This window comes from Thermoflexus sp. (assembly GCF_042408815.1).
In the GTDB taxonomy this organism is placed as follows: Bacteria; Chloroflexota; Anaerolineae; order Thermoflexales; family Thermoflexaceae; genus Thermoflexus.
On sequence record NZ_JBHOQR010000011.1, the window covers coordinates 1 to 19,457 of the forward strand.

The 19,457-nt window shown below is 65.9% G+C and carries 19 protein-coding genes; 16 read left to right on the forward strand and 3 right to left on the reverse strand.

Features of this window, described 5'->3' with window-relative positions; translation table 11 throughout:
* The 14 genes from ACFMO3_RS03930 to ACFMO3_RS03995 form a co-directional block, all read left to right on the forward strand.
* Positions 1-195 (forward strand): hypothetical protein (locus tag ACFMO3_RS03930; RefSeq protein WP_376789133.1); only part of this gene is annotated, 195 nt, incomplete at its 5' end.
* 101 nt (positions 196-296) lie between these two features.
* Positions 297-2,054 (forward strand): biosynthetic-type acetolactate synthase large subunit, encoded by a 1,758-nt coding sequence (gene ilvB, locus ACFMO3_RS03935; RefSeq protein WP_376789134.1) that lies wholly within the window; start codon positions 297-299, stop codon positions 2,052-2,054.
* 33 nt (positions 2,055-2,087) lie between these two features.
* Entirely contained in the window at positions 2,088-2,606 is a 519-nt protein-coding gene (gene ilvN, locus ACFMO3_RS03940; protein WP_376789135.1) for an acetolactate synthase small subunit, read from the forward strand.
* Positions 2,607-2,675: 69 nt separating this feature from the next.
* The gene (gene ilvC / locus ACFMO3_RS03945) at positions 2,676-3,677 is read left to right on the forward strand and encodes a ketol-acid reductoisomerase (RefSeq protein WP_376789136.1); all 1,002 of its coding nucleotides are present in this window, start codon (positions 2,676-2,678) and stop codon (positions 3,675-3,677) included.
* Between the two features lie 41 nt (positions 3,678-3,718).
* Positions 3,719-5,317, forward strand: a complete 1,599-nt coding sequence (locus ACFMO3_RS03950) for a 2-isopropylmalate synthase (protein ID WP_376789137.1) — start codon at positions 3,719-3,721, stop codon at positions 5,315-5,317.
* 23 nt (positions 5,318-5,340) lie between these two features.
* Positions 5,341-6,621: a 3-isopropylmalate dehydratase large subunit gene (gene leuC / locus ACFMO3_RS03955; protein ID WP_376789138.1), complete on the forward strand. Its 1,281-nt coding sequence runs from the start codon at positions 5,341-5,343 to the stop codon at positions 6,619-6,621.
* Between the two features lie 116 nt (positions 6,622-6,737).
* Positions 6,738-6,899 (forward strand): hypothetical protein, encoded by a 162-nt coding sequence (locus tag ACFMO3_RS03960; protein ID WP_376789139.1) that lies wholly within the window; start codon positions 6,738-6,740, stop codon positions 6,897-6,899.
* Positions 6,900-6,910: 11 nt separating this feature from the next.
* Positions 6,911-7,414 carry a 3-isopropylmalate dehydratase small subunit gene (locus ACFMO3_RS03965; RefSeq protein WP_376789140.1) on the forward strand — a complete coding sequence of 168 codons (504 nt, stop codon included), beginning with the start codon at positions 6,911-6,913 and terminating at the stop codon, positions 7,412-7,414.
* A gap of 85 nt (positions 7,415-7,499) precedes the next feature.
* Complete coding sequence (locus ACFMO3_RS03970; protein WP_376789141.1) at positions 7,500-7,724, forward strand: hypothetical protein; 225 nt, start codon at positions 7,500-7,502, stop codon at positions 7,722-7,724.
* Positions 7,651-9,204, forward strand: a complete 1,554-nt coding sequence (gene cimA / locus ACFMO3_RS03975; protein ID WP_376789142.1) for a citramalate synthase — start codon at positions 7,651-7,653, stop codon at positions 9,202-9,204. Before ACFMO3_RS03970 ends, cimA begins: the two co-directional genes overlap by 74 nt.
* Before the next feature lie 110 nt (positions 9,205-9,314).
* Positions 9,315-10,397: a 3-isopropylmalate dehydrogenase gene (gene leuB, locus ACFMO3_RS03980; RefSeq protein ID WP_376789143.1), complete on the forward strand. Its 1,083-nt coding sequence runs from the start codon at positions 9,315-9,317 to the stop codon at positions 10,395-10,397.
* A 60-nt stretch (positions 10,398-10,457) separates the two neighbouring features.
* Positions 10,458-12,143 carry a dihydroxy-acid dehydratase gene (ilvD, locus tag ACFMO3_RS03985; RefSeq protein WP_376789144.1) on the forward strand — a complete coding sequence of 562 codons (1,686 nt, stop codon included), beginning with the start codon at positions 10,458-10,460 and terminating at the stop codon, positions 12,141-12,143.
* 66 nt (positions 12,144-12,209) lie between these two features.
* Positions 12,210-13,265: an aspartate-semialdehyde dehydrogenase gene (gene asd, locus ACFMO3_RS03990; RefSeq protein ID WP_376789145.1), complete on the forward strand. Its 1,056-nt coding sequence runs from the start codon at positions 12,210-12,212 to the stop codon at positions 13,263-13,265.
* Between the two features lie 227 nt (positions 13,266-13,492).
* Entirely contained in the window at positions 13,493-14,350 is an 858-nt protein-coding gene (locus ACFMO3_RS03995; protein WP_376789146.1) for a DMT family transporter, read from the forward strand.
* 154 nt (positions 14,351-14,504) lie between these two features.
* Here ACFMO3_RS03995 and ACFMO3_RS04000 read toward each other — a convergent pair whose 3' ends face one another.
* From ACFMO3_RS04000 to lgt, 3 genes are read right to left on the reverse strand one after another with little or no spacing between them, the layout of a single operon-like run.
* Positions 14,505-15,716 (reverse strand): glycosyltransferase, encoded by a 1,212-nt coding sequence (locus tag ACFMO3_RS04000; protein WP_376789147.1) that lies wholly within the window; start codon positions 15,714-15,716, stop codon positions 14,505-14,507.
* Positions 15,713-16,375 carry a hypothetical protein gene (locus tag ACFMO3_RS04005; RefSeq protein WP_376789148.1) on the reverse strand — a complete coding sequence of 221 codons (663 nt, stop codon included), beginning with the start codon at positions 16,373-16,375 and terminating at the stop codon, positions 15,713-15,715. Before ACFMO3_RS04005 ends, ACFMO3_RS04000 begins: the two co-directional genes overlap by 4 nt.
* 55 nt (positions 16,376-16,430) lie before the next feature.
* Entirely contained in the window at positions 16,431-17,282 is an 852-nt protein-coding gene (gene lgt / locus ACFMO3_RS04010; RefSeq protein WP_376789149.1) for a prolipoprotein diacylglyceryl transferase, read from the reverse strand.
* A 246-nt stretch (positions 17,283-17,528) separates the two neighbouring features.
* Between lgt and ACFMO3_RS04015 the strand changes: the two genes are divergently transcribed.
* Both ACFMO3_RS04015 and ACFMO3_RS04020 read left to right on the forward strand, forming a co-directional pair.
* Complete coding sequence (locus ACFMO3_RS04015; RefSeq protein ID WP_376789150.1) at positions 17,529-17,918, forward strand: hypothetical protein; 390 nt, start codon at positions 17,529-17,531, stop codon at positions 17,916-17,918.
* Positions 17,919-17,992: 74 nt separating this feature from the next.
* Positions 17,993-19,405, forward strand: a complete 1,413-nt coding sequence (locus tag ACFMO3_RS04020; RefSeq protein WP_376789151.1) for a class II fructose-bisphosphate aldolase — start codon at positions 17,993-17,995, stop codon at positions 19,403-19,405.
* Positions 19,406-19,457: the final 52 nt, after the last annotated feature.

Consider the following 19,457-nt stretch of genomic DNA (forward strand, 5'->3'; position numbering starts at 1 on the left):
AGGTCTTACCGGGAAGCGCTTGACAAAATCCTGGATCTGTGCTATAAACACGGTCAAACTCTGAACCGGTGGGAACGGAAGCCCATGGCCTTCGGTCTGGTGGTTCTCTCCCTCGTCCTTATCGTCCTCATCCTTCGGGGCATCCTTCGCCTCGGAGAGGCGATGCCCGTTTGGGAGGGAACCACCCCCGGTTAGCCGGATCGCCGTTCACAGTTTTCCTATCCGCACATCGGGAGGGGCCTCCCAAACGGGAGGCCCCTCCCTTTTTATCCCCGCCTGGCGAAAGGAGGGATCCGATGGAAACGATGACGATGACCCAGGCTGCGACGACTCCCCGCCTGCTTCGACGGGAGCGCCGTCGGATGAAGACGGCATGGGCCGTGATGGAAGCTCTGGTCCGCGAAGGCGTGGAGGTGATCTTCGGCGTTCCCGGGGGTGCCTCCCTGCCCCTTTATGACGCCCTCTGCGATTACCCCCAGATCCGCCATGTCCTCGTCCGACACGAACAGTGCGCCATCCACATGGCGGAGGGTTACGCCCGGGCGACCGGGAAGCCTGGGGTGTGCTTCACCACCTCCGGCCCCGGTGCGACGAACCTGGTCACAGGCCTCACGGACGCCATGATGGATTCCACACCGGTGGTGGCGATCACCGGCCAGGTCCCCACGTTCTTCATGGGGGGCGATGCCTTCCAGGAAGCCGATGTCATCGGCCTTACGATGTCCGTCACCAAACACAATTGGCTGGTGCGCAAGCCAGCCCAGGCCCTCGAGGCCGTCCACCTGGCCTTCCGGCTGGCCACCGACGGACGGCCCGGCCCCACCTTGGTGGATCTCCCCCGGGATGTGCTGCTCACCGAAGCGGATTTCGTCCTCGAGGACCCGGCGGCCTTCTCGCTCTCACGCCCGCGACCGCCTTTCCCGGACGAGAGAACGCTCCGACAGGCGGCCGATCTCATCGCCCAATCCCAGCGCCCCATCCTCTATGTCGGCGGGGGGGTCATCCATTCCGGCGCAGCCCCGGAGGTCCGGGCCCTGGCGGAGAAGGCCCGCATCCCGGTGACCACCACGCTGATGGGCTTGGGGGCTTTCCCCGAGGATCACCCCTATGCGCTCAAGATGCTGGGGATGCATGGAACGGTTTACGCGAACTTCGCCATCAACTTCTCCGACCTGATCATCGCCGTCGGCGCCCGTTTCGATGATCGGGTGACCGGCAAGCTCTCCGCCTTCGCCCCCCATGCGAAGGTGATCCACATCGACATCGATCCGGCGGAGATCAACAAGAACCGCCGGGCCGATGTGGCCCTCATCGGCGACGCCAAGCAGATCCTGCGCGCCCTGCTCCCGCTGGTGCGTCCCCCGGATACCGAGGCCTGGTGGCGTCAGATCGAGGACTGGAAGGCCCGTTACCCGCTGCGCTACCGGCAAGGGGATGAGGTCATCAAGCCCCAGTTCGCCATTCAGATGATCTACGAGCTGACGAAGGATCACCGGCCGATCGTCACCCTCGATGTGGGTCAGCACCAGATGTGGGCCGCTCAGTTCTTCGTATGGAAGGAGCCGCGGACCTGCATCACCTCCGGTGGGCTGGGGACGATGGGCTTCAGCCTGCCGGCGGCGGTCGGTGCCCAATTCGGCTGCCCGGATCGGCTGGTGATCAACATCAACGGCGATGGGTCCTTCCAAATGACCTTCCAGGCCCTGATCACGGCTGTGGAATGGCGGCTGCCCATCAAGGTGTTCATCATCAACAACCAGTATCTGGGCATGGTCCGCCAGTGGCAGGAGCTGTTCTACAACCGGCGTTACTCCGCCGTCTATCTGGCTAACCCGGACTTCGCCCGCATGGCCGAAGCGGTGGGCGCGGCCGGGATCCGGGTGGAGCGGCCGGATCAGGTCGAGCCGGCCATCCGACAAGCCCTGGCGATCACGGATCGGCCGGTGGTGGTCGACATCCTCGTGGATCCGGAGGAGAACTGCTTCCCGATGATCCCCTCCGGGATGACGGTGTTCGATATGATGATCGCCCCCGGCGTGAAGGCCGTGCCGTGATTCCTCAGGGGAAAACCGAAAGAGGAGGCGAGGATGCCACGCTGGCTGGCGGTGACCATTGAAAACTCCGTGGAGAGCCTGAACCGGGTGTTCCATCTGCTGCGCCGACGTCACCTTCCGGTGGGCGCGATCTCCATGTGCCGGACGGAGGATCCGCAGGATCTCCGGCTGCTGATCCCGGTGGACCCGGCCCGGGTGGATCCCCAGCGGGTCCGGGCCAATCTGGAGAAGCTCCTCTGTGTGAAGGCAGTGGAGGATTGGGGGGAACGCCCCCTGGTGATCCGGGATATGGCTCTGGTGAAGGTCCGGGCTCCGGCGGAGGCGTGGGTGGAGATCGCCCAGCTGGCGGAGTTCTACCGAGCCCGGATCGTCGATGTCGGCCCGGAGACCCTGATCGTGGAAGTCACCGGCTCGGCGGAGAAGGTGGATTCCTGCATCGCCCGTTTGCAACGGTTCGGCGTCGTGGAGGTGACCCGCTCCGGCCCGATGGCGATGATCCGGGGCCAGGGGGAGGCCGCGCCGGCCGAGCGGGTGGCGGAGGCCGCTGCATAGTCGCCTTCCCTTGCTCTGAGGGAGGAACAGCCAGTCTACCGCGCAAATCCCGCAACCGGAGGTATTCCGATGGCGCGCATTTACTATGACGCGGATGCCGATCTCAGCCTGCTGAACGGCCGTCGGATCGCCGTTCTGGGTTACGGCAGCCAGGGCCATGCCCATGCCCTGAATCTCAAAGACAGCGGCTGTGATGTGTGTGTGGGCCTCTACCGGGGGAGCAAGTCCTGGGCGAAGGCCGAGGCGGACGGATTGCCCGTCTACGAGGTTCCGGAGGCGGTGCGGCGATCCGACATCATCGTGATGCTGGTACCGGATCCGGCCCAGCCCGCCCTCTACCGGGAGGCCGTGGCGCCGAATCTCTCCTCGGGCAAGACCCTCATGTTCGCCCACGGCTTCAACATCCGGTTCGGCCAGATCGTCCCGCCCCCCGACGTGGACGTGAGCATGGTGGCCCCGAAATCCCCCGGGCACCGGATGCGAGAGGTTTTCAAGGAAGGAGGAGGGGTTCCGGCGCTGGTCGCCGTCCATCAGGATGCGACGGGGAAGGCGCTGCCGACCGCTCTCGCCTACGCGAAGGGCCTCGGATGCACCCGCGCCGGGGTGATCGAGACCACCTTCGCGGAGGAAACCGAGACCGATCTCTTCGGCGAGCAGGTGGTGCTGTGTGGTGGAGTCACCCATCTGATCAAGGCGGCCTTCGAGATCCTGGTGGAGGCCGGCTACCAGCCGGAGATTGCGTATTTTGAGTGCCTCAACGAGCTGAAGCTGATCGTGGATCTGATGTATCAGGGCGGCCTTTCTTACATGCGCTATTCGGTCAGCGACACAGCGGAATACGGGGATTACCGCAGCGGGCCCCGGGTGATCGACGACCATGTGCGAGCCACCATGAAACAGATCCTGGAAGAGATCCGCAGCGGGGCGTTTGCCGAGGAATGGATCGAGGAGAACGCGAAGGGCCGTCCATGGTTCAACGCCAAACGCGAGGAGGAGCGCCAACACCCGATTGAGGAAGTGGGCCGCCGGCTGCGGGCGATGATGCCTTGGCTGAATCCGAAAGAGGTGTGAGGCAGAGCCACCGTTCCCAGCCAGCGGGAAAGGAGGTCCACATGGGGGATGATGTCGTTCGGATTTTTGATACCACGTTGCGGGACGGCGAGCAATCGCCAGGAGCGACCCTCACCGTGGAGGAGAAGCTGGAGATCGCCCGCCAGCTGGTCCGCCTGGGGGTGGATATCATCGAAGCCGGCTTCCCGATCGCCTCGCCAGGGGATTTCGAAGCGGTGCGGCGGATCGCCCGGGAGATCGGCCCCCTGGGGAAGGACCGTCCGAACGGCCCGCCGGTGATCGCCGGGCTGGCCCGGGCGAACCCGGAGGACATCGACGCCTGCTGGGAGGCGGTGCGGGAGGCCCCCCGCCCGCGGATCCATGTCTTCCTGGCCACCTCCGATATTCACCTGCAATACAAGCTGCGGATGACCCGTGAGGAGTGCCTGGCCCGGATCCGGGAGATGGTGGCGTATGCCCGACGCCGTTGCGACGACGTGGAGTTCTCCCCGGAAGACGCGGGACGAACCGATCGCGATTTCCTGATGCAGGCGCTGACGGCAGCCGTGGAGGCGGGAGCGACCACCCTGAACATCCCGGACACGGTGGGCTACACCACGCCCGAGGAGTTCGGGGCCCTCTTCGCGGAGATCCGCCGCCGGGTTCCGGGGGTGGAACGGGTGATCCTTTCCGCCCACTGCCACAATGATCTGGGCCTGGCCACCGCCAATACCCTGGCCGCTATCCGGAACGGCGCCCGCCAAGTGGAGGTCACCGTCAATGGCATCGGCGAACGGGCGGGCAACACGGCCCTCGAAGAGGTGGTCATGGCCCTCCACACCCGGCGGGATGTCTTCGGGGTGCGCACGCATATCGACACCACCCAAATCTATCGCACCAGCCGTCTGGTGAGCGCCCTCACCGGTATCCCGGTCCAGCCCAACAAGGCCATCGTGGGCGCCAACGCTTTCGCCCACGAGGCCGGCATCCATCAGGATGGGATGCTGAAGAACCCGCTGACTTATGAAATCATGCGGCCGGAGACGGTGGGGGTGCCGGAATCCCGCCTGGTCCTGGGGAAGCACTCCGGACGACATGCCTTCCGGGTCCGCCTGGAGCAAATGGGCTATCACCTCCCGCCGGACGCCTTCGAGGAAGCGTTCCGCCGGTTCAAGGCGCTATGCGATCGCAAGAAATACGTCACCGACTTCGACCTGGAAGCGATGATGGCTGATTTCACTTCGAACAGCGGCCAGAACTGGCGCCTGGATACGCTGCAGGTGACCTGCGGCACGCCGCTGATCGCCACCGCCACCGTCCGCCTGGTGGGGCCCAACGGGGAGGTCCGCGTCGGCACGGGGACGGGGAACGAGCCGATTGACGCGGCTTACCGGGCCATCGAGGCCGCTCTGAGGATGCAGGCCCGCCTGCTGGAGTTCAACGTCCACGCGGTGACCCCAGGGCACCATGCGATGGGGCGTGTCTTCATCCAGGTGGAAGATCCGCATACCGGCCGCCTGGCCAGCGGCTTCGGCGCCGATACCGACATCGTGGTGGCCGCCGCCAAGGCCTATCTGCACGCCCTCCTGCGGCTGGGCCATGCCCCTCGGGCCGCTCCGGTGGAAAGGATGTCGGTCCCGGTTCCATACACTCAAGCGTAGAAACATCATCCGGAGGTTCACCGATGGGTATGACGATGGCCGAGAAGATCATCGCCGCCCACGCAGGCCTGGATCACGTGGAGCCTGGGGATCTGGTGGAGGCCCGAGTCGATTTCGTGATGGCCAACGACATCACCGCCGCCCTGGCCATCCGGGAGTTCGAGAAACTGGGCGTGGAAGAGGTATTCGACCGGGAGCGGGTCGCCTTCGTGGCCGACCACTTCGTCCCGCCCCCTAACATCAAGGCCGCGGAGCAGTGCATGACCGTCCGCACCTGGGCCCGACGCAAGGGGATCCTCTACTTTGAAGGGGGGCGGGATGGTGGCATTGAGCACATCGTGCTGCCCGAGCAGGGCCTGGTGCTGCCCGGGGAGCTGATCATCGGGGCCGATTCCCACACCTGCACCTATGGAGCCCTGGGCGCCTTCTCGACCGGCGTGGGCTCCACCGACGCGGCCGTGGCCATGGCCACCGGCCGGCTCTGGCTTAAAGTGCCTCCTACCATGCGCCTGTTCTACCACGGGACGCTCCGCCCCTGGGTCACAGCGAAGGACCTCATCCTCCACACCATCGGCCATATCGGGGTCGATGGGGCGCTCTACATGGCCATGTTCTTCACCGGGCCCGTGATCCGGAGCCTCAGCATGGATGGACGGTTCACCATCACGAACATGGCGATTGAGGCGGGGGGGAAGGCTGGGCTGATCGAGGTGGATGAGAAGACTCTGGATTACGTCCGCCCCCGGGCGAAGCGCCCCTTCACGGTTTATCGGGATGACCCGGATGCCCGGTATGAGATCGATCTGGATTTCAACGTCAGCGACTGGGAGCCGGTAGTCGCGGTGCCCCACCTGCCCTCGAACGTGCGGCCGGTGAGCGAGCTTGCTGACATCCGGATCGATCAGGTGTTTATCGGCTCGTGCACGAACGGTCGCATCGAGGACCTCCGGCTGGCCGCCCGGATCCTCCAGGGCCAGCGGGTGCATCCCGAGGTTCGCTGCATCATCATCCCGGGCAGCGGGCCGACTTACCGGCAGGCCTTGGAGGAGGGCCTGATCGATATCTTTGTGGAAGCCGGCGCGGTGGTGGGCCTGCCCTCATGCGGCCCATGCATGGGCGGATACTCCGGCGTGCTGGGGCCGGGGGAGCGCTGCGTCTCCACCACCAATCGCAACTTCATCGGCCGCATGGGCCATCCGACCAGCGAGGTGTATCTGGCCAATCCGGCAGTGGCCGCGGCCAGCGCCATCCTGGGGCGCATCGCCAGCCCCGAGGAGGTGATGGCTCCGACCATGGCGGTGTAAGGCCCCGGAAGCTCGAGGGATTCCCTCCCGCGATCCAGACCATGAGGGGCTTTCGGCTTCACGAGGCGTTCCGAACCCACCTTGCGGAATTCCCGACACACAAGGAGGAAGATCCCATGAAGGACCCACGCTCGGTCTGGGAGGAATTTCTGGAGGAAGCGATCCCCTCCTGGGAGGCAGATCCGGAGGAGGATCCCGCACGCAGCGCCCATCCGATGAGCTGGGTGGTGGATTGCATGATGGGCTGCTATAACTTCACCGAACCCGAAGAGGATTGAGGAGGGAAGCCATGCGCTTCCACGGGCGCGCCTGGGTTTTCGGGGACAACATCGACACCGATGTGATTATCCCGGGGCGTTACCTGAACACCACGGACCCGAAAGAGCTGGCCGCGCATTGCATGGAGGGGATCGATCCGGAGTTTCCCCATAAAGTGCAGCCAGGGGACATCGTGGTGGCAGGACGCAACTTCGGGAGCGGCTCCTCCCGAGAGCACGCGCCGATCAGCCTGAAGGCGGCGGGGGTCTCCTGTGTGATCGCCAAATCTTTCGCCCGCATCTTCTTCCGGAACGCCATCAACATCGGCCTCCCGGTGCTGGAATGCCCGGAGGCCGTGGAGGCTATCTCGCCGGGGGATGAGCTGGAAGTCCATCTGGACACCGGGGAGATCCGCAACCATCGGACCGGCCAGACCTTTCGCGCCAAGCCCTACCCGCCCTTCATGCTGGAGCTGATCCGCGCCGGCGGGCTGATCCCTTACACCCGTGCTCGCCTGCAGCAGGAGCGCACGTAGGCCCACCTGAGGCTTTCGCTGCCTTCGGTGGCCTCGCGGAACAGGAATCGCGCTGCACCCATTTCAGGATGCAGAGGAGGTCCGTATGCCCCGTCAAGAAAGGAGGTGGACCCGGGTTGCCCTGCGCAGGGACCGCTGGATGAAGGTCCTGAGCGGGGCCACCCGCGCCATCGCCGCCGCGTTCGGCCGGATCTCATATCCGTATTTCCACCCCATACCGGTCGAGGAGGTGTGCGATGGAAGCCGTCTGGCTTTACGATACGACGCTGCGCGATGGAAGCCAGCGCGAAGGGATTTCGTTCACCGTTGAGGACAAGCTCCGGATCACTGAGAAGCTGGACGAGCTGGGCATCCATTACATTGAAGGGGGCTGGCCCGGCTCCAATCCGAAAGACGCGGAATACTTCCGCCGGGTCCGTCATCGGTCGCTCCGCTACGCCCGGATCGCCGCCTTTGGCATGACCCGGCGCCCGGGCCGGCGAGCGGAGGAGGACGAAAACCTCCAGGCTTTGCTGGAGGCGGAGACCCCCGTGGTGACCGTGGTCGGTAAGTCGTGGGATCTCCACGTCCATCAGGTGCTGGAGACCACGCTGGAGGAGAACTTGGCGATGATCCGGGAGAGCGTGGCCTTCCTGAAGGCCCACGGGCGGGAGGTGATCTACGACGCCGAACATTTCTTCGATGGGTGGAAGCGAAATCCAGATTACGCCCTGGCGACCCTTCGAGCTGCCCAGGAGGGTGGGGCGGACTGGATCGTCCTCTGCGACACCAACGGGGGATCGATGCCCTGGGAGATCGAAGAGGGAGTCGATGCGGCGAAGCGCGCGGTCTCCGTCCCCCTGGGCATCCATACGCATAACGACTGCGAGCTGGCCGTGGCCAATTCCCTGGCGGCCATCCGCCGGGGCGTTCGTCAGGTGCAGGGGACCATCAACGGGTACGGGGAACGGGTCGGCAACGCCAACCTGATCTCCATCATCGCCAACCTCAAGCTCAAGATGGGGATCGACTGCGTGACCGACGAGCAGCTGGCCCGCCTGACGGAGGTCTCCCGCTTCGTGGCCGAGGTGGCGAACCTGCCCCACGATTCCCATCAACCGTATGTGGGGGCCAGCGCCTTCGCCCACAAGGGCGGCATCCACGTGGCGGCGATCCTCAAGGTCGAAGAAAGCTATCAGCACATCGATCCGGCCCGCGTGGGCAACGTCAAACGAGTCCTGGTCTCCGAGCTCTCCGGGCGCGGGAACATCGTGGCCAAGGCCCTGGAGTTCGGACTGCGAGTGGATCCCGATGATCCGGCCGTGCAGGCGGTGGTGCGCCGCATCAAGGCCCTGGAAAACGAGGGCTTCTATTTCGAAGATGCGGAGGCCTCCGTGATCCTGATGCTGCGGCGTGCACAGCCGGATTACATCCCGCCTTTTGAGGTCCTCGATTACGTCGTCATGGTGGAACGACGGGACGGTCGGGAGCCGGTCGCGGAGGCGGCGGTGAAAGTCCGGGTGGACGGGGAGACGGTGCACACGGCCGCGGAGGGCAACGGCCCGGTCAACGCCCTCGACGCGGCGCTGCGCAAGGCCCTCCTCCCTCGCTATCCGGTTCTCTCCCGCATCCACCTCACCAACTATCGGGTTCATATCCTGAACGGAGACGCCGGAACGGCGGCCCGGGTGCGGGTGTGGATCGAGAGCACGGATGGCCAGCGGGTGTGGCGGACGGTCGGGGCCTCCACGAACATCCTGGAGGCCAGCCGCCTGGCTTTGGAGGACAGCCTGGAGTTCGGGATCGGATAGCGGCGGTGCCCGTCTCCGCACGGCGCCAGGCCAATCCGAAAGGGTGGCCGGCCGCACCAGGCCCTCGCCCCTCTGGATATTCCCGAGAAACGCTCTTGGGGAAGCATCCCATGGGACGCTTTGTGATCGCCGTGCTGCCAGGAGATGGAGTCGGACCGGAGGTCACCACAGAGGCCCTGCGGGTCCTGGAGGCCGTGGGGCATCGGTTTGGGCATCGCTTTGAGTTCCACGAGGCGGTGATCGGCGGGGCCGCCATCGACGCGACGGGATCTCCCCTTCCCCCCGAAACGCTGGAGCGCTGTCGCCGCTCGGATGCGATCCTCCTGGGCGCCGTTGGCGGGCCCCGGTGGGATGACCCTACCGCGCCGGTACGGCCGGAGCAGGGCCTCCTAGGCTTGCGCAAGGCCTTCGATCTGTTCGCCAATCTCCGCCCGGTTCGGGTGTTCCCGGCTCTCACCCATGCGACCCCATTGAAAGAGGGGATCGTGCGAGGAGTGGACATCCTCTTCGTCCGAGAGCTGACCGGGGGCTTATATTTCGGTCCCCGCCAGGAAGCCGGACCGGAGGGCGATGAGGCCTATGATACGATGCGCTACACCCGGCCGGAGATCGAGCGAGTGGTCCGGCTGGCCGCCCGCCTCGCTCAGGGCCGCCGGAAGAAGCTGACCTCGGTGGATAAGGCCAATGTGCTGGCCGCCTCCCGCCTCTGGCGGCGGGTGACCGAAGCGGTGGTCCGACGGGAATTCCCGGATCTCGCCCTGGAACACCTCTTGGTGGACGCCTTCGCCATGCACCTGATCCGGCGTCCAGCGGTTTTCGATGTCGTGGTGACGGAAAATATGTTCGGAGACATTCTGACCGATGAAGCGGCGGTGCTGGCGGGATCCATGGGGATGCTGCCCTCCGCCTCACTGGGGGAAGAACCGCCCGGCCTCTTCGAGCCGGTTCACGGTTCCGCCCCGGATATCGCCGGGCGCAACCTAGCCAACCCGATCGGGGCGATCCTGAGCGGGGCGTTGATGTTGCGCTACGGCTTCGGCCTGGAGGCCGAGGCCCGGGCGATCGAAGAGGCGGTGGAAGCGGCCCTGGAGGCGGGCTACCGCACCCGGGATATCGCGGACGGCGAAACCTGTGTTGTCGGGACGCGCGAGATGGGCGAGGTCATCGCTCGATATGTTCGGAACGGGTCGTAACCATCCGGGGCTTCGGTTCCCATCCCATCTCTAATCCATATCGGATCCGGAGGTTCTGCGATGCCCATTTCCTCGAATGGTCGCAAGCATCGGAGCGCGCAGGTGACGGAGGGCCTGGAGCGCGCGCCCCATCGGGCCATGCTGCGGGCCGTCGGATTCCGGGACGAGGACTTCCGCCGGCCTTTCATCGGGGTCGCCAATACCTGGTTCGAAGCGCAGCCCTGCAATCATCATCTGCATCGCCTCGCTGAGCTCGTCAAACAGGGGATCCGGGATGCCGGGGGAACGCCCATTGAGTTCAATGCCGTCCCGGCCAACGACGCCATTGGGATGGGCCATGAGGGCATGAAAGCCTCTCTGGTCAGCCGGGAGCTGATCGCGGATTCCATCGAGCTCGCCGCCATCGCCTATCAGCTGGATGCCCTGGTGACCATCGGGGGCTGTGATAAAACGCAGCCCGCCTGTGTGATGGCCATGGCCCGTCTGAACCTGCCTGCGATCTACCTGTATGGGGGAAGCGTTCCCCCGGGGAACTGGCGGGGACAGGCGGTGACTATCCAGGACGTCTTCGAGGCGGTGGGGGCAGTGAGCCGCGGCCGGATGACCATCGAGGAGCTGCGGGATCTGGAGGAAGCCGCGGTGCCCACTTATGGCGCCTGCGGGGGGATGTTCACGGCCAACACGATGGCCTCCGCCTTCGAGGCGATGGGGTTGACCCTCCCCAATGGGGCCGCGCCGGTCGCCCCCAGCCGGGCCCGGGAGGAGCTGGCCTACGAGACCGGCCGGGCGATCGTCCGCATCCTGGAGGCCGGCATCCGGCCCCGGGACGTCATGACCCGTGAAGCTTTCGAAAACGCTATTGCTGTGGCCGCCGCAATGGGTGGATCCACAAACCTGATCCTGCACCTGCTGGCCATCGCCCACGAGGCCGGGGTTCCCCTCACCCTAGAGGACTTCGAGCGGGTCAGCGAGCGAACGCCCCATCTGGCGGACCTAAAACCTGCGGGCCGTTACGTGATGGCTGACGTGGATCGCATCGGCGGCGTGCCCGTGGTGATGAAGGCGCTGCTAAATGCCGGGTTGCTGCACGGGGACTGTCGCACCGTCACCGGCGAGACCATCGCCGAACGCCTGGCCGACGTGGTCTTCCCGGAGGATCAGGATGTTGTCCGCCCGGTCGACCGCCCCCTGCATCCCACCGGCGGCTATGTCATCCTGCGCGGCAACCTGGCCCCGGAGGGCGGCGTTCTGAAGATCACGGGGACCACCAAGCGCTATCACCGCGGCCCGGCGCGTGTTTTCGATCGGGAAGAGGACGCCTTCCAGGCGGTCAACACGGGCCAGATCCGGCCGGGCGATGTCGTCGTGGTGCGTTATGAAGGCCCGAAGGGCGGGCCGGGGATGCGGGAAATGCTGGTGATCACCGCCGCTCTGGTGGGGCAGGGCCTGAAAGACGAGGTGGCCCTCCTCACCGATGGTCGGTTCTCCGGAGCCACCCACGGGCTGATGATCGGCCATATCTCGCCGGAGGCCGCGGTGGGAGGCCCACTGGCGCTGCTCCAGGATGGCGACATCATCGAGATCGATGTGGATCGCCGCAGGGTGAATGTGGAGCTTTCCGAAGAGGAACTCGCCCGCCGCCGGGCGGCTTGGACCCCGCCGCCGCCAAAGTATACCCGAGGGCTTTTCGCCAAATACGCCCGCCTGGTCTCCTCCGCTGCCCGGGGAGCCATTTGCGAGGGATAAATCCGGAAAGCCAGACGCCAATCCCTTGGACCTCCAAAGAACGGTATCCGCACGGGGCAGAACTCGATGAGCGCGAAACCTTCCTTTCGAGTCGCAGTGCTGGGCGCGACGGGGATGGTCGGCCAGTGGCTGGTGCACCTACTGGACCGTCATCCATGGTTTCGGGTGGTCGCGCTGACGGGGTCCGATCGCTCCGTGGGCCGCCCGTATGGCCAGGCGTGTCGCTGGCTGCTGAGCGCCCCGATGCCAGACTGGGCCGCCGGCATGGTCGTGCAGCCCACAGAGCCAGGGTTCGATGCGGAGATCGTGATCTCCGCCCTCCCCTCCGACATCGCTCGGGAGGTGGAACCCCGGTTCGCCGCCGCGGGCTATCTGGTGGCCAGCAACGCTTCCGCCTACCGGATGGCACCGGATGTGCCCCTGGTGATGCCGGATGTCAATTTCAATCACATGGGACTGCTCCCACACCAGCAGAAGACCCGAGGCTGGTCCGGCGCCCTGATCACGAACCCCAACTGCACGACCACCGCGGCGGTCCTCCCCCTCAAAGCTCTGATGCCCTATGGCGTCCGGCGGGTGCATCTCGTAAGCCTGCAGGCCCTCTCCGGCGCCGGCTATCCCGGCGTTTCCGCCGTTGAGATCGCAGACAATGTCCTCCCCTATATTCCGGGGGAAGAAGAGAAGCTGGAAACGGAACCTCGCAAGCTGTTGGGGGAACTGCAGGACGGGAGGGTGGAGGCAGCGCCGGTGCGCCTGAGCGCGCAGACGAATCGGGTTCCCACCCTGGATGGACATCTGATCTGTCTGTCGGTGGAACTCGAGGAATCGATCCGCCCCGAGGAAGCCGTGAAGGCAATGAACGGCTACCGTCCGCCGGAGGAAGTGGCGGATCTCCCGAGCGCGGTGGCCCAGCCGATCGTGGTGCGGACAGAGCCGGATCGGCCCCAGCCCCGCCTGGATCGCATGACAGGCGGCGGGATGAGCGTGGTGGTGGGGCGGGTGCAGCCATGTCCGGTCTTCACTCTGAAATTCGTGGCCCTCACCCATAACACCATCCGGGGCGCCGCCGGCGCCGCCCTCTTCAACGCCGAAGCCGCCCTGCGCTGGATGGGACGGGTATAACGGCATGGGCTTCCCGGGGATGGGGGAACGACCTTCGATGACCCCCGATCCCCGGGAGCCCCCTTCCCGATTTCACCGCGGGGGACGAGCAGCCGCTGGCAGGCCTCACCCCGTCAAGCGCTAACTGCTGTCACCCCCTCGCAACACCTCCTCTTAGAAGCATCTGCAGCGCCTTGGGAGTTATGATAGGGACCATGAGTTCCGACCGGGGATCCCAGGGAGGAAGGATGCGCGCGGGAGACGTGTTCATATTGCTCTCCTTGGGGACGATCTGGGGCGCTTCGTATCTGTTTTTCGCTCTGGGGGTGCGGACGATCCCGCCTCTGACCTTCGTGACGGGGCGGCTGCTGATCGCCGCCGCCCTCCTCGGGTTGTTCCGACGGATCCGTCCCGGCCCCCGGGCGGATCCGCCGGGGGGCGCTTACCTAATGATGGGGCTGTTCAACGCCGCGCTGCCCCATACGCTGATCGCCTGGAGTGAGCAGACCATCCCCAGCGGGCTGGCCGGGATGCTGGTGGCCACCATGCCTCTCTGGGCGGCAGGGTTCACGGCCCTCGGGCTCCGGGAGGAACGACCGTCCCGGCGCCAACTGGCCGGGCTGCTCCTCGGCTTCCTGGGGATCCTGATCCTGCTGTTTCCGGATCTCCAGCGGGCGGCCCATGCCCACCTGATCAGCGAGGGAGCTGTGGTGGCGGCCGCCCTTTCCTACGCCGCGGCCACGGTTTACGCCCGGCGAGCCCTTCGGGGGGTCTCACCGGTGGACGCGACCATCGGTCAGCTGGGCTGGGGTGGGGCGCTGTTGCTGCCTTTCAGCCTGGTCCTGGATCAGCCCTGGAGGCTCTCCCCAGCGCCGGAGTCTCTCGCTGCCCTGATCCTCCTCGCGGTCCTGGGCACCGCGATCGCCTATGGGCTGTATTACCGGCTGCTCCAGGGGGTGGGGGTGGTGGGGGTTTCCCTGGTGGTGTATCTCAACCCAATCTTTGCGGTGCTCTGGGGAGCGATCGGACTTGGGGAACCCCTCTCCGGCTGGCTCCTCGGCGGCATGGCGCTCATCCTGGCCGGGGTGTTCCTGGCCGGGCGATGAGGGGTCGTGGAGCGAGCCGGAGGCCCTGGATTCCATCGGCCTTCAGGCCTTCGGGTATCGAAGGAATTCGACCTCATAGGCCTCCGCTGGCCAAAAAGCATCTTCGCGTGGGCACCGGCCGACACCCGGCGCCAAGCGCCTCATCAGGCCGCTTTCAGTCGGCACGATGCGCCCACTCCATCAACCAGGCCGCTGCTTCCTCTACGCCGCCGGCGGCTTCCATACGGTGTGCCCAGTCCCGCGCCCGCTCTCGAAAGGCAGGTTCCCGAAGCAGGACGGCAATGTGTTCCTGCCATCGACGGGGTGTGGCCTCGGAAGGCCATAGCACCAGGCCAACCCCTGCCGCCGCCACTCGACGGGCCTGCAGGTGCTGTTCCCCTGCATGTGGAACCACCAGCTGGGGGACACCGTAAACCAGGGCGGCATGGGTGGTCCCCATTCCCCCATGGTGGATCACCAGATCCAGTTGCGGGAACAGGGTTGGGTAATCCACCCAATCCCAGAGCGGGAGATCGGGAAGCGCCCGCGCCACAGCCTCCGGAAGCCCGAGGGCAAAGGGGCTCCTCCCGAGAACCAGGAGGGGCTCGCCGCCCAGGGCCTGCACAGCGCGAGCCGCCCCAATGAAGAAAGCGGGATCCCCGGTGAAGGTGCTGCCCAGGGTGATCAGGACGCGGGGACGCGAGCGGGGGGGAGGTGGAACCGTCGAGGCCCTCCGACGTCCCCCGAAGAACCGGTTCTGGGGATCCAGGTGGTCCAGATCGATAAACCAGCTAACCGGGAAGAAGACAATGTGCGCATAAGGGGAGGTGATCTGGGGAAAAGGATCCGCCCGCCAGAAACGGGCGGTTAACCCGAGGCGCGCGGCGATCTCCGCCAGCCGGGCTTGGGCCGCTTCCACCTCGATTCGGGCCTCCGGGGTGGCCGGGGCCGGCCAGCGCCCGGCGGGGAACCCCACAACGATCAGAGGAAGTTCGTAGCGCTCCGCCGCCCAGGCCGCGACGCCGGCGAAAGGCTCCGCCACGATCCAATCCGGGCGCCAGGATTCAATCAGGGAGCTTAGGGCGCGCAGCGCCCGCACATGCTCTTCAGGCTGAAGCCAGGCCTCCAGCGCCCGCTCCCGCCGCCGTCGCGCCCGCTCCGTGGGAGGAACATCCGGCGGGAGCGGGGGCAGCCATCGCCAGCCCGCTGAGGGCAACAGGGCAAAGGGAAGACCCCGACGGACCACTGCTTCCTGTATTAGGGACCCGCTGGCCCAGAGCACCCGATGGCCCTGTCGAGCCAGCGCCACCGCCAGATCCAGGTAGCCCCCATAATCCAGGTGGCCCCATAAAGGGATCGAGAGGAAGAGCCAGCGTTGGGGCTTCATGGTCCCATTCGAAGAGGTCCCCGGCCGACCTCCCGATGGCAGCGCTCGCAGGCCGGGATCACGGCTTCCCGAACCGTGAAGAAAGGCTCTAGGCTCTCTATATGAGAAGGATGGCAATCCACGCAGCCCACCGAAGTCCGAAGGTCCGGGCGGAGCAGGTCCGTGTGGAAGTGGTTCTCGAAGGTCGGAACAGTCACCGGGTTCGGTTCTCCACGCGGCACACCCCCCCGTTCTGGCTCGCGGATATGGCAGAGCCGGCATCCCGCCTCCGGAAGGAAGGTCAGGCGGACCGGGTGGCGGGGCGTATCTGGAAGCACGAGCGGCGTGCGGGCCGTATTCCACGCGCCCAGGGCGAGCGCCAGGGCGCGATGGGGAAGAGATTGATCCCCCCGATGACATCCCACGCAGGAGATCCCGGCGGCCGCGTGGGCGGCGGCGAGGTCCACGGGCCGCCCTTTCCGGGCCGCCATCGCCCGCCCCACATAAGTGGTCTCCGGTCGCAGATGGCAGCCCCCGCAGAAGGGATCGCGCTCCTCCCAGTGGGAGACCGTCCAAGCGGTCCCCAAGACGGCGAGGAGGAGGGCTACGAGGATCGCGCCGAGGAGCCCAGCTCCTCGCCCAAGGCCCATCCATCCGGCCGGGAGGGGGAGCGGTTTCATGTTCCACCGCCGAGACGAGGCTGGGGGCTGCGCACCGCCGGGCCCCGAGGAGGGCTCAGGCTTCGGACATCCCGGTGGGGGTCTTCGTCCCAGGGAGCCGCCCCGGAAGCCGGTTTCGGATCAAGAGGGCCAGCCCCACCGCGAGGGCGATCAGGGAGAAGACCTGAGCCGCAGCGATGTTCCCTAGCTTCCAGGCGTCCGGCCGCAGGTTCTCAATCCAGAGACGGCCCACCGGATACCAGACCAGATAAAGGGCGAACAGATCTCCATCCCGAAGGCGGTGCCCCAGCCGCCGGCTTATGTTGAACAGGATGAGGAACCCGATGGTGTTCCACAGCGACTCATAGAGGAACACCGGATGGAAGCGCGTCTCCGGCGGCAGGGTCAAATGCTGGGGCAATCGGCGCTCCAGGGCGATGGGAATCCCCCAGGGCAGCGTAGTGGGCGGGCCGTAGAGCTCCTGATTAAAGAAGTTCCCCCAGCGGCCGATGGCCTGCCCTACCAGGATCGAGGGCGCCACGATGTCCAGCCAACGCCAGATGGCCAGCCGGTGGCGGTAAGCGTAAAGGAAGAAGCCGATCAATCCCCCGATAAGGGCCCCATAAATGGCCAGCCCCCCTTCCCAGATGTAAAGGATCTTGATCGGGTTCTCCCGGTAATAGGACCATCCGACGGCGCCCTCGGGGTTGGAGAACACATGGTAAAGGCGGGCGCCGATCAGACCCAGGAGGAAGACGACCAGCAGGCCATCCCACACATGATCGGGATTCTCCCCACGCCGGCGGGCCTCCGCGGCGGCTAGCCATGCGCCAAGCAGGATCCCGATCATCAGCAGGAGACCATAAGCCCGGAGGGCGAAGTTGCCCACACAGAGGATCGCTCCCGTGGTTCCTGGCGGACAGAACATAGGGACCTCCCCGCATGCGTCGGATCGACTGCATCTCCCCCATTATAGCCTCAGCCTCTCCGATCGCCGGGGAGCGCCATCCCTATTTTCGAGCGCCGATCTCCCGCTGCTACCGGAGCCTTCGGGTGGAAGGAAGGTCGAAAGGATCGCCAGGAGCTGGCCGGAAGGGTTCGGGCTAAAATAGGCGTAAGACGGACGTTGTCCGATCGGATATCGCCCTTTTTTCAGATCCATCGGGAGGCCTCCATGTTGCGCACCCGATGTCCGTATTGTGGTCGGCCCTTCTCCATCTCCCGGGAGGAGGCGGGGGCGATCCTGGCCCAGGCGCTGGCAGCGAACGCCCGCTACGGCACCCGCGACTGCCCCTTCTGCCGCCGTATGGTCAAGATCGGGCTGATGGAACTCCGCCGGGCCGCACCGGTTCCGGTCGAAGCCCCTGTCGGAGCGGAGGTAGGCTCGGAAGCCCCAGCCCCCTCCCCCGCGCCGGCTCCCCGAGGGGAGACCATGGAGGAACCCGGAGCTCTGGAACCGGTCGCTCCCTCGACCGGGGAGACTCCAGCCCTGGAGGGATCGATCGAACCCTCCGGCCGGCAGCGTGGAAAGCGGACGAAAAGGGGGAAAGCGAAGGCCAGGTGATATGCCCATATCCGCACCCGAGGAAGCAGCCAGAGAGCCTGCGTCGATGATCCCGATCCGAAGGAGGCGAGCGAATGCGCGAGATGCGAAGTCTGCTCCAGCATCCAGGGTGGAGCGAGGCCATGGCCCTGAAGGGCGACCGGGTGGAAGTGCGGGATCCCGCCTGGATCCGGCAGGAGGGGATCGACATCCTGGTCCGCCAGGCCGTCTTCGGAAGCCCGGCGGAGAAAGCGGAGGCCCGTCGATGGATCTTCCGCATCGGCGAGGCGCTGGGGATCATGCCAGCATCCATCCATACGCTTTACGCCGCCCGGGGTCGGGGCGAGGTCCCTCCCCATTTCACCGTGCCCGCCATGAATCTACGAGGGATGACCTATGAGATGGCCCGGGCCGCCTTCCGGGCCGCCCTCCGCCTGGATGCCGGAGCCCTCATTTTCGAGATCGCCCGCAGCGAAATCCATTACACCGATCAACGGCCGGAGGAATACGCCGCCGTGATCGCCGCCGCAGCCATTAAGGAAGGGTTCCACGGGCCGCTCTTCCTCCAGGGCGACCACTTCCAGGTCTCCGCAAAGGCTTACGCCAAAGACCCCGAGGGGGAACTCCAGGCCGTGCGGGATCTCACCGCGGAGGCAGTCGCGGCCGGTTTCTTCAATATCGATATCGACACTTCCACGCTGGTGGATCTCTCGAAGCCCACGCTGGATGAACAGCAGCGGCTGAATTACACCCTGTGCGCCGAGCTGACCCGCTATATCCGCTCCATCGAACCGCCCGGTGTTACGATCTCCGTGGGCGGGGAGATCGGGGAAGTGGGGGGGAAGAACAGCACCGTGGAAGAGCTGCGGGCCTTCATGGACGGCTACCGCCGGCATCTGGGAGATGCGGTGGGGATCAGCAAGATCAGCGTGCAGACGGGCACCACCCACGGTGGGGTGGTGCTGCCGGACGGGCGGCTGGCCCAGGTGGCCATCGACTTTGAGGCGCTCCGGGCCCTTTCCCGAGCAGCGCGTCTGGAATACGGGCTGGCCGGGGCGGTGCAGCATGGGGCCAGCACCCTCCCGGAGGAAGCTTTCCACAAGTTCGTGGAATGCGAGGCCTGCGAAGTCCATCTGGCCACCGGCTTCCAGAACTTGGTCTTCGATCTGCTGCCCGCGGCCTTCCGGGAGGAGATCTACGCCTACCTGCGGGCGCATCACGCGGATGAGTGGAAGCCCGGGGAGACCGAGGAGCAGTTCTATTACAAGGCCCGCAAACGGGCATGGGGGCCGTTCAAACAAGCGTTCTGGGAGCTGCCCGAGGAAGTCCGGGGTCCGATCCGTGAGGCCCTTGAAACCCGTTTCGCGTTGCTTTTTGAGCGGCTGGCGGTGGCCGGCACGCGGGAGCTGGTCGCCCAATGGGTGCGAGCCGTTCCCTTCCCCCGGGCCATGCCGGCAACCCCAGGGCCCCGCCCCTCTCACGAGGAAGTAGAAGGCCTGGCGGATTAACCGGGTTTCAGGGCAATGGGGTGGGCAGCTTTGCTGCCCACCCGCTCCCCCT

Bases quoted from the DNA above. Each gene is read 5' to 3' on its own strand.
- ilvB (WP_376789134.1), top strand. From the start codon at position 297: ATGGAAACGATGACGATGACCCAGGCTGCGACGACTCCCCGCCTGCTT.
- ilvN (WP_376789135.1), top strand. From the start codon at position 2,088: ATGCCACGCTGGCTGGCGGTGACCATTGAAAACTCCGTGGAGAGCCTG.
- ilvC (WP_376789136.1), top strand. From the start codon at position 2,676: ATGGCGCGCATTTACTATGACGCGGATGCCGATCTCAGCCTGCTGAAC.
- ACFMO3_RS03950 (WP_376789137.1), top strand. From the start codon at position 3,719: ATGGGGGATGATGTCGTTCGGATTTTTGATACCACGTTGCGGGACGGC.
- leuC (WP_376789138.1), top strand. From the start codon at position 5,341: ATGGGTATGACGATGGCCGAGAAGATCATCGCCGCCCACGCAGGCCTG.
- ACFMO3_RS03960 (WP_376789139.1), top strand. From the start codon at position 6,738: ATGAAGGACCCACGCTCGGTCTGGGAGGAATTTCTGGAGGAAGCGATC.
- ACFMO3_RS03965 (WP_376789140.1), top strand. From the start codon at position 6,911: ATGCGCTTCCACGGGCGCGCCTGGGTTTTCGGGGACAACATCGACACC.
- ACFMO3_RS03970 (WP_376789141.1), top strand. From the start codon at position 7,500: ATGCCCCGTCAAGAAAGGAGGTGGACCCGGGTTGCCCTGCGCAGGGAC.
- cimA (WP_376789142.1), top strand. From the start codon at position 7,651: ATGGAAGCCGTCTGGCTTTACGATACGACGCTGCGCGATGGAAGCCAG.
- leuB (WP_376789143.1), top strand. From the start codon at position 9,315: ATGGGACGCTTTGTGATCGCCGTGCTGCCAGGAGATGGAGTCGGACCG.
- ilvD (WP_376789144.1), top strand. From the start codon at position 10,458: ATGCCCATTTCCTCGAATGGTCGCAAGCATCGGAGCGCGCAGGTGACG.
- asd (WP_376789145.1), top strand. From the start codon at position 12,210: ATGAGCGCGAAACCTTCCTTTCGAGTCGCAGTGCTGGGCGCGACGGGG.
- ACFMO3_RS03995 (WP_376789146.1), top strand. From the start codon at position 13,493: ATGCGCGCGGGAGACGTGTTCATATTGCTCTCCTTGGGGACGATCTGG.
- ACFMO3_RS04000 (WP_376789147.1), bottom strand. From the start codon at position 15,716: ATGAAGCCCCAACGCTGGCTCTTCCTCTCGATCCCTTTATGGGGCCAC.
- ACFMO3_RS04005 (WP_376789148.1), bottom strand. From the start codon at position 16,375: ATGAAACCGCTCCCCCTCCCGGCCGGATGGATGGGCCTTGGGCGAGGA.
- lgt (WP_376789149.1), bottom strand. From the start codon at position 17,282: ATGTTCTGTCCGCCAGGAACCACGGGAGCGATCCTCTGTGTGGGCAAC.
- ACFMO3_RS04015 (WP_376789150.1), top strand. From the start codon at position 17,529: ATGTTGCGCACCCGATGTCCGTATTGTGGTCGGCCCTTCTCCATCTCC.
- ACFMO3_RS04020 (WP_376789151.1), top strand. From the start codon at position 17,993: ATGCGCGAGATGCGAAGTCTGCTCCAGCATCCAGGGTGGAGCGAGGCC.